The organism is Parabacteroides sp. AM08-6, assembly GCF_003473295.1.
Classification (GTDB): Bacteria; Bacteroidota; Bacteroidia; order Bacteroidales; family Tannerellaceae; genus Parabacteroides.
Genome location: NZ_QRMP01000028.1, coordinates 26,162 through 43,797 on the forward strand (window position 1 = coordinate 26,162; position 17,636 = coordinate 43,797).

General features: G+C 43.2%; 13 protein-coding genes. 5 read left to right on the forward strand and 8 right to left on the reverse strand.

Features of this window, described 5'->3' with window-relative positions:
• Positions 1 to 10: 10 nt before the first annotated feature.
• Positions 11 to 1,195, reverse strand: a complete 1,185-nt coding sequence (locus tag DW103_RS14510) for a clostripain-related cysteine peptidase (protein WP_122277381.1) — start codon at positions 1,193 to 1,195, stop codon at positions 11 to 13.
• 154 nt (positions 1,196 to 1,349) lie between these two features.
• Here DW103_RS14510 and DW103_RS14515 point away from each other — a divergent pair, with 154 nt between their 5' ends.
• Positions 1,350 to 1,910 (forward strand): DUF3575 domain-containing protein, encoded by a 561-nt coding sequence (locus DW103_RS14515; protein WP_122277419.1) that lies wholly within the window; start codon positions 1,350 to 1,352, stop codon positions 1,908 to 1,910.
• Positions 1,911 to 1,916: 6 nt separating this feature from the next.
• Entirely contained in the window at positions 1,917 to 2,435 is a 519-nt protein-coding gene (locus tag DW103_RS14520) for a DUF3868 domain-containing protein (protein ID WP_122277383.1), read from the forward strand.
• A 217-nt stretch (positions 2,436 to 2,652) separates the two neighbouring features.
• Here the strand turns inward: DW103_RS14520 and DW103_RS14525 are convergent, their stop codons facing one another.
• From DW103_RS14525 to DW103_RS14545, 5 genes are all read right to left on the reverse strand, one after another.
• On the reverse strand, positions 2,653 to 3,498 hold the full coding sequence (locus tag DW103_RS14525) for a fimbrillin family protein (RefSeq protein ID WP_233545704.1): 846 nt from the start codon (positions 3,496 to 3,498) through the stop codon (positions 2,653 to 2,655).
• A 152-nt stretch (positions 3,499 to 3,650) separates the two neighbouring features.
• Positions 3,651 to 4,601 carry a fimbrillin family protein gene (locus tag DW103_RS14530; protein ID WP_122277387.1) on the reverse strand — a complete coding sequence of 317 codons (951 nt, stop codon included), beginning with the start codon at positions 4,599 to 4,601 and terminating at the stop codon, positions 3,651 to 3,653.
• A gap of 42 nt (positions 4,602 to 4,643) precedes the next feature.
• Entirely contained in the window at positions 4,644 to 5,546 is a 903-nt protein-coding gene (locus tag DW103_RS14535; RefSeq protein WP_122277389.1) for a DUF5119 domain-containing protein, read from the reverse strand.
• Positions 5,547 to 5,672: 126 nt separating this feature from the next.
• Positions 5,673 to 6,524 carry an AraC family transcriptional regulator gene (locus DW103_RS14540; protein WP_122277391.1) on the reverse strand — a complete coding sequence of 284 codons (852 nt, stop codon included), beginning with the start codon at positions 6,522 to 6,524 and terminating at the stop codon, positions 5,673 to 5,675.
• A 14-nt stretch (positions 6,525 to 6,538) separates the two neighbouring features.
• Positions 6,539 to 8,065 (reverse strand): glycoside hydrolase family 10 protein, encoded by a 1,527-nt coding sequence (locus DW103_RS14545; protein ID WP_122277393.1) that lies wholly within the window; start codon positions 8,063 to 8,065, stop codon positions 6,539 to 6,541.
• Positions 8,066 to 8,225: 160 nt separating this feature from the next.
• On the opposite strand from DW103_RS14545, the gene DW103_RS14550 reads away from it, so the two are divergent.
• The 3 genes from DW103_RS14550 (at position 8,226) to uvrA (ending at position 16,139) form a co-directional block, all read left to right on the forward strand.
• A complete protein-coding gene (locus tag DW103_RS14550; protein ID WP_122277395.1) occupies positions 8,226 to 11,453 on the forward strand; it encodes a glycosyl hydrolase in 3,228 nt (1,075 codons plus the stop codon).
• 12 nt (positions 11,454 to 11,465) lie between these two features.
• Positions 11,466 to 13,214 (forward strand): alpha/beta hydrolase-fold protein, encoded by a 1,749-nt coding sequence (locus DW103_RS14555; RefSeq protein ID WP_122277397.1) that lies wholly within the window; start codon positions 11,466 to 11,468, stop codon positions 13,212 to 13,214.
• 138 nt (positions 13,215 to 13,352) lie between these two features.
• Positions 13,353 to 16,139, forward strand: a complete 2,787-nt coding sequence (uvrA, locus tag DW103_RS14560; RefSeq protein WP_122277400.1) for an excinuclease ABC subunit UvrA — start codon at positions 13,353 to 13,355, stop codon at positions 16,137 to 16,139.
• A gap of 227 nt (positions 16,140 to 16,366) precedes the next feature.
• Here the strand turns inward: uvrA and DW103_RS14565 are convergent, their stop codons facing one another.
• Both DW103_RS14565 and DW103_RS14570 read right to left on the reverse strand, forming a co-directional pair.
• Positions 16,367 to 16,573, reverse strand: a complete 207-nt coding sequence (locus tag DW103_RS14565) for a hypothetical protein (RefSeq protein WP_122277401.1) — start codon at positions 16,571 to 16,573, stop codon at positions 16,367 to 16,369.
• Between the two features lie 66 nt (positions 16,574 to 16,639).
• Positions 16,640 to 17,635 carry a LacI family DNA-binding transcriptional regulator gene (locus DW103_RS14570; RefSeq protein ID WP_158576702.1) on the reverse strand — a complete coding sequence of 332 codons (996 nt, stop codon included), beginning with the start codon at positions 17,633 to 17,635 and terminating at the stop codon, positions 16,640 to 16,642.
• Between the last annotated feature and the right edge of the window lies 1 nt (position 17,636).

The window sequence follows — 17,636 nt, forward strand, 5'->3', positions numbered from 1 at the left end:
TCCCTGTTTTTTATTTATACACTGCCTTATACCATTTCAAGTGTTCTTGGTACCAAGCATTTATTTTCGGATAGTTCTCCGCGGGAACGTAGACGGAAAGGCCGCTACATCTGTTGATGGGAAAAGATTGCTGGGGATTCCCGAAATAAGCGGTTTCCGTATGTGCTTCATAAATAATTGCATTTTTCATACCGGCAGTGAAGCGTGTATATTGTTCTGGGGTTGCCAGTTGAGAGATAAAATCGTTGAAGTCATACAAAAGAACCGGGTTGTATGAGCCGGATTTGTATAAGTATTCAAGTCTTTGCATGGATGCAGACGAGCGGTCCAAACCATAGAGGTCATCTTCGCTTTTATCCGACAGTATTTCTTTAACAATGTTTGCCAGATTGTCGAGCTCACTGGTTTTGACCAAAGATACGGTAGCTGTCCGATAATCGCCGCTCATCACGTTATAATAGTTGTAGAACGCTTCTCCGGCTTTATCCAACTGGGCTGTTTCTGTGAAGAAATAAGGCATTATTACGCTATATGGCCAACCGGTTCCCATTGTTTCTGTAGGAGATGCCAGTATATAATCTGCTTTATCTTTAAGTTCGTAAGCACATTCTATATTTGCCATATAGCAGGCATCGAATAAAATAAAATCGAAGAAGTGGTCCGGTATTCCTTGTGCTAACTGGTCAATCTCCATCCAATTGCTGCCGTCTTGTCCGAATGCTCTGAGCATAGAATTCAGGTTGGATGGAAACCAACTTGTCCCATGGCTCCATAGGACAAGGCCATAACTGTCTGCCGGTGCCAATGTTACGGCATCCCGGATAATACTTTGCATGATTTCCGGGTCAACAGCATTTTGACTGTCGTAGGTCTTTATCGTATGTTCTTCTATATAACCTTTCAATACGTCGGATTGATTGATGTTTTCTTTTGTTTCTTCAATACGAAGGAGGCGGGGAAGTTCATTTCTTTGTGCATAGTAAACAAGCAAGTTCCCTCCGTTCAGGTTCTTATCGGATGCGCTCTCAATCATACTTTTCAGATTGCCTGTAGCAAATGAACTCAGGCTGTTATTGGCTATTATGTAGGCCAATACCGTGCGTTTTGGCTTGACTTCCGGTTCGTTATTCTCTTTCGAACAACCGGCTAAACCCAGGCAAAGAGTGAAAAGGAAAATGATAAATTTGAACTTCATGCTTACCTTAATGATTGATTAATAGATGTTTTGCAAAGATAGTGTTTTCTTGCTCCGACAGATGTATTTTCTATCGATTTTGTCTATATATCTATAGATTTTACATATATTTGTATCTTCAATATAATTGGTTTCGCATGTATCCGTAATGCCTATGAATAAAATATTTCTTGTCATTATCTTTTGTGTTTGTCTGGGATTGAATGCAAAGGCCCAAGTGATAGCTGTTAAAACAAACGTATTGTATGATGCGACTACAACGTTCAATTTGGGGGCTGAAGTCGCGTTTAATAAACATTTGTCGCTCGACATCTCCGGGAATTATAATCCGTGGACGTTTAACGATGATAAATCTATTAAACATTGGTCGGTGCAGCCTGAATTCCGCTATTGGATACATGAACGCTTCAACGGGCATTTTTTAGGAGTGCATGGCTTGTACGCTGACTACGATGTGGCGGGACAGAGTATTTTGAATGTGATGAAGTCCGGTTATGCTTATGACGGCAATGCTTACGGAGGTGGTATTTCGTACGGTTATCAGCTTTATTTGTCGCCGCATTGGAATATCGAGTTTACGGCGGGAGTAGGATATGTCTATTTTTCGTATGACAAAAAGCCTTTCCCGACGGGTGGAGAAGTGATTGGCCGGTATCGGAATAATTATTTCGGGCCGACAAAATTGGGTATCAGTATTATGTATATTATCAAGTAGAAAGCGATGAGAACAATTACTTATACTATTCTGTCCCTGCTTGTTTCCTGGGTTTGTTTGGCACAGGTGGAGATTTATAATTTCAGTGGTTCCGTATTGATTAAGGATAATCGTATCAGTCAGTTGCAGGGTAATAAGCTTTCATTGGACTGGACGTTTGATTTATGCGGATTGTCGGTTGGGCGGTATGAAACGTTGTCGATAATCCCGATGTTGCAGTCCGGACAAGATTCTTTGTTGCTGCAACCGATTGTAATTAATGGAGCTAATAAGCAAAAGATGTATCAGCGTACGCTTGCCTTTCACGGGAAAGAAGTTGCGGATGCCGGTGCTTATGTCGTGTTGTCTAACGAATCGGATTTGATGCGCCGGTTTTTTTATCGAAAAGATATTCCTTATGCCACGTGGATGAAGGGGTGTAAGTTCATTTTGGTTGGCATTTTGAAGGATTACGACGGCAATGTTATCCAGCGTTTTACGGATGTGTTGACGGAAGATTTCAAAGTAGAAGAAGCGGGGCTTTAGTAAAACGCTCCTTTGCTAAACCCAAAATGCTCCCATAGTAATCCCAATTTTCATTCGAGCCTTTATACTTACAACATATATTGAAACTAAAAAAGACAATTATTGAAAGTACTTTCAATAATTGTCTTTTTTGTTTTCCATGTTATGGATAATAAATTTGCTTGGGTGAAAATCCTAAAAAGGGAGTAAGCTTCTTTGATGATGTAAAGCTCCTTTTTCAGAAAAATACAGTTTCGTTGCTGCTACCTCCATCAAGCCAAGGCCTGATTTGTCCGGAGATACTAATATCTTTCGCTTGAATGGTGAATTCAAACGTTTGTTTTTTCCCGGTTTCGAATGCTTTGGATGATTCAATCCGGTAGTCTTTTCCACTTAAATGAATGATAAATACCGGTTTTTCGATTGGACAAAGCAAGCAATCTGTCAGGATTGTCGTTTCTTCCGAAGATATTGTTGTGGTTAAGCCTTCAATAAGAGGGAAAGGAGAGGCTAAAGCAGTTTGTGTTAGTTGGCCGGTTTGTATATTTAGTTCTGCTGTTGGTGCATAGTTTTCAAGGGATATGCTTTGTAGTGTCATATCCTCCTTAATATCATTTGCTTTTTTGAATTTTAGAGTAATGGCGGATAGAATATGATTGAATTGCAGATTTATGTTTGATTCAGTCGATACTTTTCCTCGGTTTAATACAGGTGTAGCCCACATGATATCTTCTTGTTCGTTCAGGTTGAACGAAATCTTTTGTGGGCTGTTGATGGATGTTGTATAAGGATAATAGGCATAAAAATTTAACAAGGTATCCGGATTAATGGGGTAATGTGCATCAATGGAAGGAATAAGCTCTTCGCTTCCTGTTTCCTTTGTGTATTTCGCGTTATTCAAATCGTCACGAAGAGTCGTGTTTGTATCTCCATCTTTTTGATGATGCCCCCAGGCATAGATGCCGATTTCGGAATTATCGGGAAAAGAGGTCTCGGTGATAATGGATTTAGAAGGGAGGGCTTGGATTCGGGAGGAGAAACGAATATTGATGGGCGCATTATTGGATAAATCAGTATTGTCCATGCTTGTACAACAAAGATTAAAAAGAAATAGAATTATAATGTATCTCTTGTGAATCATACTTTGAGAGGTGGATTTTAGTGACAATGAAAATGGGGTGTATTATTTGTTTTTGGAAGAAAAATAATACACCCCTGTTGTTGTACGAAGAAATATTAGTCGATGGTTCCTGTTCCTGTGTTTGTACCGTCAGTTTTCCATCCGGTCAATGTTGCTGCTGGCTCGATTGCAGTTGCACTAAATGTTAGTTCAATTTTATGTGCACTTCCGGCTATGGCTGTACTATTCATTGTAACGGTTACTTCTCTATCTGTTACTTTATCTGTGGTTACTAATAAAGTGTACGTAGCTGCAGGCTGTAACATCACATAACCGACAGTTGTAAAATTGCTACTTATGGCAGCGCTGCTAATTGGAGTATCTGTTCCTGTACTGAATACATCAAAAGTTGCCTTATCTGTTGTATTAGCCCAATTTAAAGTAGTTACTTTGGCACTCGTAAAAGTCATGCTGGGTTTTGTTAGTGCATCTTTTACTTTTATAGATTTAATAGTTGTGCCAAAAGTCTGAGTTGCAGCAGCATCACCCTTGACCTCTATTTGCAATTGTGTTAGTAAATGCTCAAAAGCTAATGCACCTACCGGTGTGTTTTTTGATCCACTAACAGCTTGTGCTACTATAATATCTTTGGAACCATCTATAGTCCATGTTACGGAACCGGCTGTTGTATTATCCCCTTCGGGGCTATATGCTAACAAGTGAGATTTATTTGTTTCATCCGCATTATAGTATAAAGAAGTAGTTCCTGTAAAGTCAACACTACCTGTTGTTTTTAAGGTTGGAGTAGAGGCTACTGAAGTAATCGCTGTCCATACAGCTTCTGCGGCATCCGGTGCTGTCACAATTTGCAATCTGACATCTTTTGTAGGATGGCTACTAGCATCGCTTTCAATAGGAGCTTTTGTTGTTACCACTCCTGCATTCAGCTTAATTTCCACCTTTTCATTATTACCGTTCGGATTAGCACCGTCTATTAAGTCGCTTTCTTTGCTGCAGCTGCAGAATATGCTTGCTATAGCAAGCATGCTGATTGTTAGATTTTTCATGTTGTAAAATTTATTTTGTTAATAATATTGTTTTATAATTGTTTATTCAATCGTGAGCTTGTCTCCCGGTGCTACTTTCCATTGTTTGACATTTACAGTGAAGGCTATGCCTTTAGCGACGGTGGCTTCAATGGAGACATCTATGGTACTACCTTCGGTTTCTTCGATGGAATTACCTAAATCGATGGCGGTGGATGCCGTACTTCCGTCGGTGAGGGTAAAGTCCAATTTCACTTCATGCGATGATATGACCGGAGGTGTTTCTCCTTCTTCTGTCGGTTTCCCAAGCATTAGAATATTTGCGTCTACTCCTTCCTCTGAAGTTGTAGTTTGAAAAGGTATTTCAGTGGTAGCTTCCGGTAAAACTTCTTGTTTGCTTAGGTTTATAGTTGTTGCCATGCCACTTATCGACCCTTTACACTCGGTGATGTGCTCCATCCCATCCACCTTGATATGGATGGATACTTTGCGCGTCAGCGGAACTGGGATAAATTCTATCGGACTGTTTTCGCCAGCTTTCACTATCAGCTCTTCGTTCACGATGCCATATAGAGGAATATCACCGGAGTGCTCGATGTTTTTAGATTTTGTTTCCGGGATATAGGCCTCTGCCGTTTCAAATTTATTTGTATTCCGGAATGCTATGTTGTCTGCATCGCAGTTGAATATTAAAACTTTGTATCGTGCCGGAGGTAATGTAAAACTCATTCCGTCCGCATCATCGTCCATCTGGATAACAGAACCGCTTTCAATCGGATAAAAGCAATACCGTAAATGTTGAGGAGCAGAGGTTTCGGATAATACATTATTCCAATTGAAAGAATAATAGACATTTCCTTGTAATTGCTCTTCTTCCCCTTTTTCGTCGGTGCACTTAATCATACTTACAACGATGATTAATGTCATAAAGACAATGCCTGCCGATAAAAAACTTTTACTGTCCATACTGATTAATTAGCCGTTGATAATCAAATAACTTATTTGATACAGTGCAAAAATAATCTGAATGGAGACAGGATAAATTGCGTTATTTAATCAAAGAGTTGTAAAAACTGTGACAGTTGTTGATTTTTATACATTTTCTTTGCTTTCAGTACGAATAGCACGAGGAGATTTGCCGAAATTAGCCCGGCAGAAGTGGGAAAAGTTGGAAAGGGACTCGAAACCGAATTTGTAACAGATTTCGGAAATACTTATTTGAGTTGTAGTCAGGTCGGCATAAATATCCTGGGATTTCTTTTTTACCATCCATTGATAGGCCGGTTCACCAAACGTCTCTTTGAACAGCCGGCGGAAGGTTGGAGTACTGTAACCTCCCAACTGGGCAAATGTTTCCACATCTTTTGCCTTCAGATAATTTTGCATGACGAAATAACGGAATGTTTTACTATACCTATATATAGGTGCATAGAATGCGGCTATATCCTTAATCGGGTAATAGCAATTCAGCAAAAAATATAATTCAGTTTGTTTGGCCTGTAGAAATTCGGCACAGAGCAGTTCGTTATTCAGATACATTTTCAACCCGTTGATAAAAAGGCGGAGTGGAAAATACATATCCATAACAGTTGATGAGAGTGTGGAATCTTTCGCCAGTTCGAGTCCCTTTTTAAAACGGTCGCCACAGATTGTCTGAGGAGTTTCGAAAAGATATAAGATACATTCCGTTGCTTCGAGAATATGGAATTCCACCCGTGAACCGATGGGTTGCATGATAAATTGTCCGTCATGGAAAACCGTGCCCGGATGTTCTTCGCTATCCACTTGTACACGTCCCGATACCAGAAAATATATAGTATTCTGTGAGCAGCGTTCACGTGGAATGAGCATGCCTTTCGGGTAGGAACGGTATTTGAACAGCTGCTTCTGATAATGTGGGCATGAAGCGCAATCCGTATATTTTTGGCAGAAAACTTCTGTCATGGGATAATCCGGACTTAAAGTTTGACTTTTTTACTTTTGCCTTTATTCTCATTGTGGAAACGGTCTACGGCTGTTACCACATACCGGTATTTCCGTATTCCCTTGTCGTAAGGCAGCAAATAGCTTGTTTCACGTGTGATAGCTACGATTTTAGAAGGGTCGTTTATATTGACCGGCTCTTTTTCTTCAAAGCGATAAATAACGAAATAATTGGCCAGCTCTGGGTTGGTAGGGCTTTGCGGAGTTTGCCAGTGAAGCAGGAGTCCTTTGGCTGTCCATTCCGTTTTCAGCTTCTTCACCTCTTGCGGGGCACGGTTATGAAGGTGAGTATAGGCGGGTATTAATGCCGGGTAACGATGATAATTGCGTTTGAGGCTGTCTGCTACGCCTTTATTATTCCATAGTATCTCGTTTGCCGGCCAGAAACAGTTCCCTTTTACGTTAGGAAGAGCGCGTTCGTAACGCATCTTACGGGTGAGTTGCTCGGCTTTCATCGTACGTGCCACATCCTGCCCGATGTAAAGATGTCCCCCATTCGCATTTTTATCCCACCATTTAATTAATGTAATATAATCTGCTGCCGGATGACCGATTTCCCAATATATCTGCGGAATGTTATAGTCTATCCAACCCTGTTTTACCCAATATGTGATGTCGGCATACAGGTCGTCATAGTTTTGCAGGCCGTTTGTTTCGCTACCCGAACCATCGGGAGTGCTTTTTTTGTTCCGGTAAATGCCGAAAGGACTGATGCCGAACCGTACCCAAGGTTTAGCCAGCAGGATGGTACGCTTGATTTCGCGTATCAGTTGGTTTACGTTTTCCCGGCGCCAATCCCCACGTTGAGCGGCGGTATATCCTTTGTTCAGTCCGTATTTGCGGAAGCTGTTGTCGTCGGGGAAGGGCATGCCGGCGGCCGGATACGGATAGAAATAATCATCCATGTGTATGGCGTCCACGTCGTAGCGGCTCACGATGTCTCGTACTACACGGCAGATAAATTGCCGGCTTTCCGGTAATCCCGGGTCAAATAGGATTTGTTTATTATAGGTGACAAACCATTCGGGGTGTTTATTATAAATATGTGAATCGGCAAAACGGGTATTTCCGGCTGTGCTGGCCCGGTAAGGGTTCAGCCATGCATGAAATTCCATATTCCGCTTGTGGCATTCTTGGATGAGAAAAGCCATGACATCAAAATTGCCGGCAGGAGCTTTTCCCTGTTCGCCGGTATAGAAACGGCTCCACGGTTCGATATCCGATTTGTAAAAAGCATCCGCTTCGGGACGAACTTGAAACACGATGGCATTGATACCGCATTTCTGCAGATAATCGAGTTTACGGATAAAGTCTTTTTTCATCTGAGCGGGTGTCATATCTTTATATTCACCCTGAAATGCAGTTTGTATCCAAGCTCCTCGGAATTCACGTTTTGCTTCTTTCCCGGTGGCTGTTTGCTGCGGAAGCTGTTGTGTCGTTTTACATGAAGTTACTGCACAAAGTAATAGTACCAAAAATAGGCGGAGGTATTTATTGACCATGAATTTTTTCAGGTTTGAGAATTTGTTATAACAATATTGTGTGCAAATATAAGGATAAGTATTGCAATTTTATCATTTTTCTAAAGAGATAAATCAATATGAATAGTCGAAAAAGTCATTATCTTGCTACTTTTACGACCAAATCTAAATTAAATAGACCATGAGGAAAACACTTGTTCATACGTTATTATCTCTTTCTTTGTTAGCTCCTTTGGCTGCTAACGCACAAGAGCAAACGATGTTGGAAACCAACTTTATCAAGCCTTCGGATGATGTACAGACTTCCGTGTATTGGTATTGGATTTCCGGTAATATCTCTGAAGAGGGAGTTGTAAAAGACCTGCATGCCATGAAGGAAGCAGGCATAAATCGTGCTTTCATCGGGAATATCGGTGTAGACGGTATTTCCGGTAAAGTGAAATTCGGCAGTGAAGAATGGTGGAAAATACTCCATACCACACTTAAAACAGCGACCGAGTTGAATATAGAAATAGGTATATTCAATTCACCGGGTTGGAGTCAGTCAGGCGGTCCGTGGGTGAAACCGGGGCAGGCCATGCGCTATTTGACATCCGTCAAGGCTGAGGTTGCCGGAGGAAAGAAGGTGGATATTTCTTTACCTAAACCTGATAAGGATTTTCAGGACGTAAAGGTGATTGCTTTCCCCTCTGTGGATAAAAAGGCAAATCTGCTATCGTTGGCCAACACACAAGTAACTTCCCAATCTGCTTTGAAGGACTTGAATAACCTGATTGACGGAAATGTCGAGACTGGGCTTGTGTTTGCCGAGAATCAGGAGCAGCCCGTACAGGTCGATTTCCGGACGGATAAGCCCTTTACCTTGCGCAGCTTGAAGCTTTATCCGGTTCATAGAGCGGTTAGAGGTAAAGGCCGCTTGCTGGTAAAAGAAAATAACGCATACCGGACATTGGCCGAATTTAATATAGATCGTTACAATGATGCACTGAATGTAGGTTTTGAGCCTTATGCTCCGATTGTCGTATCAACTCCGGCTACAACCGCTTCGGAATTCCGCTTGGAATTTAGTGAGATGGTACAGAATTCAGGAATTAATGAGCTCGAATTCTCTTCTGCACCGGCCATAGAGCGTTATCCGGAAAAAACATTGGCGAAGATGTTCCAGACTCCACTTCCTTACTGGCATGAATATCAATGGCCGGAACAGCCTGCTGTAGATGATTTGTCTTTGTTGATTGAACCGTCTAAAGTAATCGACCTTTCTTCCAATATGCAAGACGACCGTTTGGTTTGGGATGCCCCGGCAGGTGATTGGACAGTGATGCGTACAGGTATGTTGCCGACAGGTGTTACCAATGCTCCCGCTGACCCTGAAGCAACCGGTTTGGAAACAGACAAAATGAGTCGTAAACATATTGAGGCCCATTTTGATGCTTATATGGGAGAAGTACTTCGTCGTATTCCGGCGGAAGACCGTAAATGTTGGAAAGTGGTGGTACAGGATAGCTATGAAACGGGCGGACAGAACTTTACAGACAATTTCCTACGGATATTTGAGGAACGTTACGGGTATGACCCTCTTCCTTTCTTGCCTGTATTTAAAGGATATGTCGTGCAAAGTGAAGATGCTTCCGACCGTTTCTTATGGGATTTGCGCCGTCTGATTTCCGATAAAGTCTCTTATGATTATGTCGGTGGGTTGCGTGATGTTTGCCATCGGTACGGACTGACTACTTGGTTGGAGAATTACGGCCACTGGGGATTTCCGGGTGAATTCCTGCAATATGGCGGCCAGTCTGATGAGATAGGCGGTGAATTCTGGAGCTTCGGGGATTTGGGTAATATCGAAAACCGGGCGGCTTCTTCTTGCGGACATATTTATGGAAAGACAAAAATCTCGGCCGAATCATTTACCAGCGGTGGCGTTCCGTTCACTTGTTATCCGGCTATGATGAAACAGAGAGGCGACCGTTTCTTCTCGGAAGGGATTAATAATACTTTATTACATCTTTATATCGAACAACCGTTTGAGGATCGGGAGCCGGGCGTGAATGCTTGGTTCAGCAGTGAGTTTAACCGGAAGAATACTTGGTTCTCGCAGATGGATTTGTTTACTTCTTACCTGAAACGTGTCAACTATATGTTGCAGCAGGGATTGAATGTGGCCGATGTCGCTTATTTTATCGGTGAGGACGCTCCGAAGATGACCGGTATTGCGGATCCGGCCCTGCCGAAAGGGTATCAGTTTGACTATATCAATGCGGAAGTTATCGAACGGGATATGTTTGTAAGAGATGGCTTGCTTACTTTGCCTCATGGTACTCAGTATCGAATTTTGGTTCTTCCGAAACTGGAAACGATGCGTCCTGAACTGCTGGCGAAAATTAAAAAGTTGGTGGAAGCGGGTGCTGTTATTATGGGGCCGGCTCCTAAGCGTTCTCCGAGTATGGAAAATTACGGTGTTGCCGATAAGCAAGTGAAGGAAATGGCCGACCAGCTTTGGGCAGGTCTCGATGGCGTAAATGTAAAACATGTACGAAGAGGAAAAGGACAGCTTTTGTATGGCATGACGATGGAAGAAGCATTCCGGCATATCGGATGTACGCCCGATTGTAAATTGACGGCGGACGACCCGGTTCTGTATGGTCATCGTACGGATGGGGATACTGAAATCTATTTTATAACTAATCAAGCGGACAAGACAATTGAAATAAATCCTGAGTTCCGTGTTCGTTCCAAACAACCGGAATTGTGGAATGCCGTAACAGGTAGTATTCGTACGCTTTCAGGTTGGGAGCAGACTTCTACCGGAACTGTAGTGCCGATGAGATTGTATCCTTTTGAAAGTGCATTTGTTGTTTTCCGTAAACCGGCTTCTGCTGCTAAAGGAACAGATATTTCGGTTAATTTCCCGACTCCTGAAACACTGGTTCAGTTGGATGGTTCATGGAAAGTAACGTTCGATGCTCAAAAGAGAGGACCGGAAACTCCGGTTACATTCGCTCAATTGGAAGATATCAGTAAAAATGAAAACTTCGACATCCGTCATTATTCGGGAACCCTTTTGTATGAAAAGGACTTTAATCTGAAAAAGAAACCGGAAGGACAGTTATTGCTGAACCTGAATGATGTAGGCGTGATGGCTAAAGTCAAAGTGAACGGTCAGTATGCCGGCGGTGTCTGGACTCCTCCTTACAAAGTGGACATAACGGACTTTGTGAAGAAAGGAAAGAATAAAGTGGAAATAGAAGTTGTCACCACTTGGATGAATCGCTTGATTGGTGATAGCGGATTGCCTGAAAATGAACGGAAAACATGGGCTCCATGTCTTAATTTCAAACCGGAAGATGCTTTGCAGAAGTCAGGTTTGGTTGGTCCGGTAAGTATAGAGAACATTCCTGTTTATTAAAAATAATTTAGTATGAATATACTAAGATTATTAATAACAGTTGTTTCATTGTTTATAGGAAGTCTGGCTTTTGCACAGAATGCAGATACACAGGCTTATCCATTCGACCCTGCTACACAGCCTCTGGAAAACGGTACTCCCGGCGAAGTTATGCAAAGGGAGTTCTCGTCCTCAAAGATTTATCCCGGTACGCAGCGGTCTTATTGGATTTACGTTCCGGCAGGATATAATCCGGATGAGCCGGCTTGCTTGTTTGTTTCTTTGGACGGTGTGCAACATAATGCGCCGACAGTATTCGACAATTTGATTGCTTCCGGCGAAATGCCGGTAACAATCGGTGTTTTTGTTGCTCCCGGCGAGGTGAGGAATGCCAAAGGAGAAGTCCTGCGATATAACCGGAGCAACGAATTCGATAAAACGGATGATACGTTCGCCCGTTTCTTGCTTGAAGAACTTTTGCCGGAGGTCGAACAACAGTCTACTGCCGACGGACGCCCCATCCGCTTATCAAAAGATGCTAATGACCGGGCTATTTCCGGATGTAGCAGCGGAGCTATTTGCGCTTTTACGGCAGCTTGGTTTCGGCCGGATGCTTTCAGCCGCGTGTATAGTGCCATCGGGACGTATGTTCCGATGCGCGGTGGAAACGAATATCCCGCTCTGATTAGAAAAACGGAGCCCAAGCCATTGCGTATTTTCTTGGAAGACGGAAGCCAGGATACATGGAATCCACTGTTCGGAAGTTGGTATGAGTCGAATGTGCTGATGGAATCAGCTTTGCGTTTTTCCGGTTATGAAGTGGCACATTCCTGGGGACATGGCGGACACGACGGTACGCATGCAGCCCTGATATTCCCGGATGTTATGCGCTGGTTGTGGAAAGGTTGGCCGCATAGAGTCCAGAAAGGAAATTCGTCTAATAACATGCTTCCCGGAATAGTGTTGAAAGACTGTGAATGGGAACCGGTGGATTTATCGTTCACTCCCCAGGGACAGTTGTTTGCTACCCGGGACGGAGGTGTTTTGGTGCAGGATGAGAAACATAAAGTCTATCAGTTGGACGCAGAAGGGAATTTGTCTACTGTTTTAACTTTAAATGCGAATGAATCGTTAGTCGGGTCAACAGGCGAACATCTTTATTTAGCTGACACGAAAGGTAATCTGATTGAAGCCGGAAACGGGAAGAAAAGAACGATAGCTAAAGGACTGAACCGGATTGAATCGGTTTTGGCCACGGAAAAAGGTTCTATTTACCTTACGCAAGCCTCCGGAGAGGACGACTGCCTGTGGCTGATTCAACCGAATGCTCCTAAGCAACTTCTGAACCGGCAGCTGAATGGCGGCGGTTATTTGGCTTTATTCCCTAATCTGCAATTGATGTTGCGGTCGGAGAAAAACTCCCAGTGGCTGTATAGCTATACGGTTACGGAAGAGGGGAAGACGGAGAATGGACAACGTTTCTATTGGCTGCATAATACTGAAAATTATGATTGGACTGAAAATGGGAATATGGTGTTCGACCGGAATGGCAATTTGTTTATTGCAACCGTAATGGGTGTGCAGGTCTGCGACCATAATGGGCGCGTCCGTGCAATTTTGACATTGCCTTCAGGGAGAATAAGTTCTCTTTGCTTTGGTGGAAAAGAGTTGAATGTACTGTATGTGCTGTCCGGAAATAAGCTCTACCGGCGTAAAGTAAACACACAAGGACATTATCCCTGGTTGCCGGCTCTAAATCCCGGCTCGCAAGGGGCCGGTTAAGGGTAACCGGACAAACCGCCTGAGATTGTTTCGGAATGTGAATGCCAGTCGATTGCTTGTCAGAACGATATTACTTTTCTAAATTTGCAAGGTGGTAAATGAATAGTTGCCAAACCGAATAAAAACAAGGAAAAGAATATGTCTGAAAACAATTCGATATTTATCAAGGGAGCTCGTATTAATAACTTAAAGAATATTGATGTCGAGATACCCCGCGACAAATTGGTTGTCATAACCGGATTATCAGGTAGTGGAAAATCATCGTTAGCATTTGATACATTATATGCGGAAGGACAACGGCGCTACGTCGAAAGTCTTTCCGCTTATGCCCGCCAGTTTTTGGGACGCATGGGCAAACCTGAATGTGATTATATCAAAGGCATTCCGCCCGCGATAGCCATCGAACAAAAAGTAAATACCCGCAATCCGCGTTCAACGGTGGGGACTTCTACCGAGATATACGAGTATCTGCGCCTGTTGTATGCCCGTATTGGAAAAACCATTTCGCCTGTTTCCGGTCTGGAAGTCAGGAAACATCAAGTAAACGACATTGTAAAAGAGGTGCTTTCCTATCCGGAAGGAACCCGTTTTGCTGTTTATGCACCAGTCGTTTTGCCTGATGGACGGGGAATAAAAGAACAGTTGGAAATCTTACAAAAGGAAGGCTATACCCGTCTTTCCATTCATGATACGGTTTATCGTATCGGGGAAGTGCTGGCTGATGATGCCTTGCTCTCTTCCCCTGTAATCGAGTTGCTGATAGACCGTTTGACGGTTTCCACGGATAAAACGCTGAAAAGCCGTTTGGCAGACTCCGCCGAGACCGCGTTCTTCGAGGGGCATGACACCTGTCTGATACGTATTTATACCCCGGAAGGAACCGTTGTAAAAGAATATTCAAAAAAGTTTGAAGCTGATGGAATGACGTTCGAGGAGCCAAGCGACATGATGTTCAGTTTCAACAATCCGCTGGGAGCTTGTCCGACTTGCGAGGGATTCGGGAAAGTGTTGGGGATAGATGAAAACCTCGTTGTTCCGGATAAAAGCCTTTCTGTCTTTCAAGGAGCGGTAGTCTGCTGGAAAGGGGAGGTGATGGGCGAATGGCTGAAAGAATTTATCGCGCGAAGTGAAAAATATAATTTTCCAATCCATCGTCCCTATTACGATTTGACTCAAAAGGAAAAAGACTTGCTTTGGCATGGAGCGAAAGGATTGCATGGAATTGACGACTTCTTCAAGTTCGTGGAAGAAAACCTGTATAAAATCCAATACCGTGTGATGCAGGCCCGCTACAGGGGGAAAACGGTTTGCCCGACTTGTAAAGGTTCCCGCCTGCGGCCTGAAGCCTTATATGTACAGGTCGGAGGTAAAAATATAGCCGAGCTGGTGACTTTGCCGATTACGGAGGCAAAAGCCTTTTTTGAACAGCTTGAACTGGATGAAAACGATGCTTCTGTTGCTAAACGCCTGTTGACGGAAATCTCCAACCGGTTGCAATTCCTGCTGGATGTCGGACTGGGTTATCTGACGCTCGACCGCTTGTCGGCTTCCCTATCCGGAGGGGAGAGCCAGCGGATTAATCTGGCAACTTCTTTGGGCAGCAGCTTGGTCGGTTCGCTTTATATCCTGGATGAACCGAGTATAGGGCTTCATTCCCGCGACACGGATTTGTTGATTCAAGTATTGCGCCAGTTGCAGGAATTGGGGAATACGGTTGTGGTGGTGGAGCATGATGAGGAAATTATCCGTGCCGCCGATTATATTATCGATATCGGTCCGAAAGCCGGTCGTCTGGGAGGAGAGGTGGTTTATCAAGGGGATGTGAATAACCTGAAAACCAGCAGCAACAGTTATACGGTCGGTTATCTGACAGGTGAGGATAAAATAGAAGTGCCCGCTTTCCGCCGTTTGTGGAATAATTATATCGAGGTGAAGGGGGCACGCAAGAATAACCTGAAAGGAATAGATGTGAAATTCCCGTTAAACGTAATGACGGTGGTAACGGGCGTCAGCGGTTCCGGCAAGAGTTCGTTGGTGCGTGATATTTTCTATGAAGGTGTAAAGCACTACCTGGATGAGGCTGCCCGTCTGATGGTGGATTGTTGTGGCCTGAACGGAGATATGCACCTGGTGAAGGGGATTGAGTTTGTCGACCAGAACTCTATCGGGAAAAGCTCCCGCTCGAACCCGGTTACTTATATCGGTGCTTACGACGAGATACGAAAACTTTTTGGAGACCAACCGTTAGCTAAGCAAATGGGATATTCCCCGGCTTATTTCTCTTTCAACAAAGAGGGCGGGCGTTGTGAAGAATGTAAAGGTGAAGGCAAAATTACGGTCGAAATGCAATTTATGGCTGATATCACGCTCGAATGCGAGGCTTGTCATGGAAAACGTTTTAAGTCGGATGTACTGGAAGTCGAATATCATGGCGTTAATATTTATGATATGCTGGAAATGACAGTCAACCAGGCTATCGAGTTCTTTGAGCAATATCCCGGAACGCAGGAAAAGAAGATTATCAGAAAACTGAAGCCTTTGCAGGATGTGGGTATCGGTTATATTAAACTGGGGCAAACTTCATCGACTCTTTCCGGTGGTGAAAACCAGCGTGTGAAGCTGGCTTATTACTTGGGACAGGAGAAGCAGCAACCCACTCTTTTCGTATTCGATGAGCCGACCACCGGCTTGCATTTCCATGATATAAAAACATTGTTGAAGGCTTTTAATGCCTTGATAGATAAAGGCCATACGGTTGTTATTATCGAGCATAACATGGATGTCATTAAATGTGCCGATTATGTAATCGATTTGGGTCCTGAAGGAGGAAATGCCGGTGGCAACTTAGTTTGTGCCGGAACGCCTGAGGAAATAGCAATGTGCGCTACTTCTTATACCGGCAGATACCTAAAAGATAAATTGTAAATCCTCCCCAAACAGTTCGCTGAACCATCATTTACTTTTCACAGTGCCATCGTAGTGGCACTGTAATGCCATAGGCATGGCACTGTTGTGCCACTACGATGGCACTGGCATTTGATGCGGATGAAAATTCCGTGTTCCAGTGGAGACTGAAAATAGTATAAAGCAAAGGACCTCGACGATTATTGCCGAGGTCCTTTTCGTTTTCTTCTATTGGGAGAAAAGAATCTCTACTGATTTTCTTTCCTCCTTTTCTCCCGCAATTTGTACCGTTTGATTTGGACAAACCGTAAGATACCAATGACTACGCAAGTTACAATGATGATGCTGAAATATTGTACATAATCCGGTTCCGCTTGTTTCCCCGGCCAGCCTATCACGCTCATTACTATCAGATATACAACCAAAACGGCTGTCGTAAAATTAATCTTCTTCATTTTGTCTGTTATAGATAGATTGCAAACATAAAGAAAAAATCCGATAGGAAGATAAATCCAATAGATTTATTCATGAACGAGAGTAGCCGGGAATTTGCAGGTTTGTACAATTCGTTCGTCTGAACTTAATTGTTCTAACAACAAATCGGCAGCTTTGCGTCCCATTGCCTCAATAGGTTGCTGGATATAAGGAATAGGATGGGGCATGAATTCGAATGCCTCACTCCGGTCGAAACAGACAACTTGTATCTCATCCAATATTTTTATGCCGTTCTCCATCAGGGCATGCAGGCCTAATAAGGAAATCGTGTTTGTCGCGAATAAAATACCATCGACCTTAAGTTGGAGTAATGAAGCGACGGCATTGTATATATCTGACTTCAAATTAGAGAAATCTACCTGTTTTATTAATTCTTCCTTGAATAAGCCAGCCTGTTGGAGGGCATCGATATATCCGTGTTTACGTTCGTTCATGTGGGATTGCGTATTTTGATACATGAGCAATCCGACATTTTTGCACCCTTTCCTGATTAACAGATTGGTTGCTTGAAATGATGCCTGATAACTGTCTATCATTACATTGTAGGTCGGCAGGGCCGGATAGTATCTATCCAACAGGACTAAAGGGACATTGGAATTGAGCAGACGGTTGATATACGGTTCTCCGTGTTCGGTAGGCACGATGATGTAGCCGTCGACTTGCCGGTTGACCAGATTGGATATGATTTTATCTATTTGCTGATCACTTTCATTTGTGTTCATAATCATAACCGTATAGCCGGCTTTTTCTATTTGTTCCTGTACATAGTAAGCCAACGTACCGAAAAAAGGGTTTGAGATGTCCGCGACAATCAAGCCTATCGTATAAGTGCGGCCACTTTGCAAACTTCTTGCCAGACCGTTAGGCTGGTAGTTCATTTCGTCCGCTATTTTTCTTACACGGTCTGCAACTTCTTTGCTGACACGTCCTTCTTTCTCTTTTCCGTTTAATACTAATGACACAGTCGCGTTTGAAACGCCGGCTTCCCGTGCTATATCTTTTATTGAGACTTTTTTCATCATT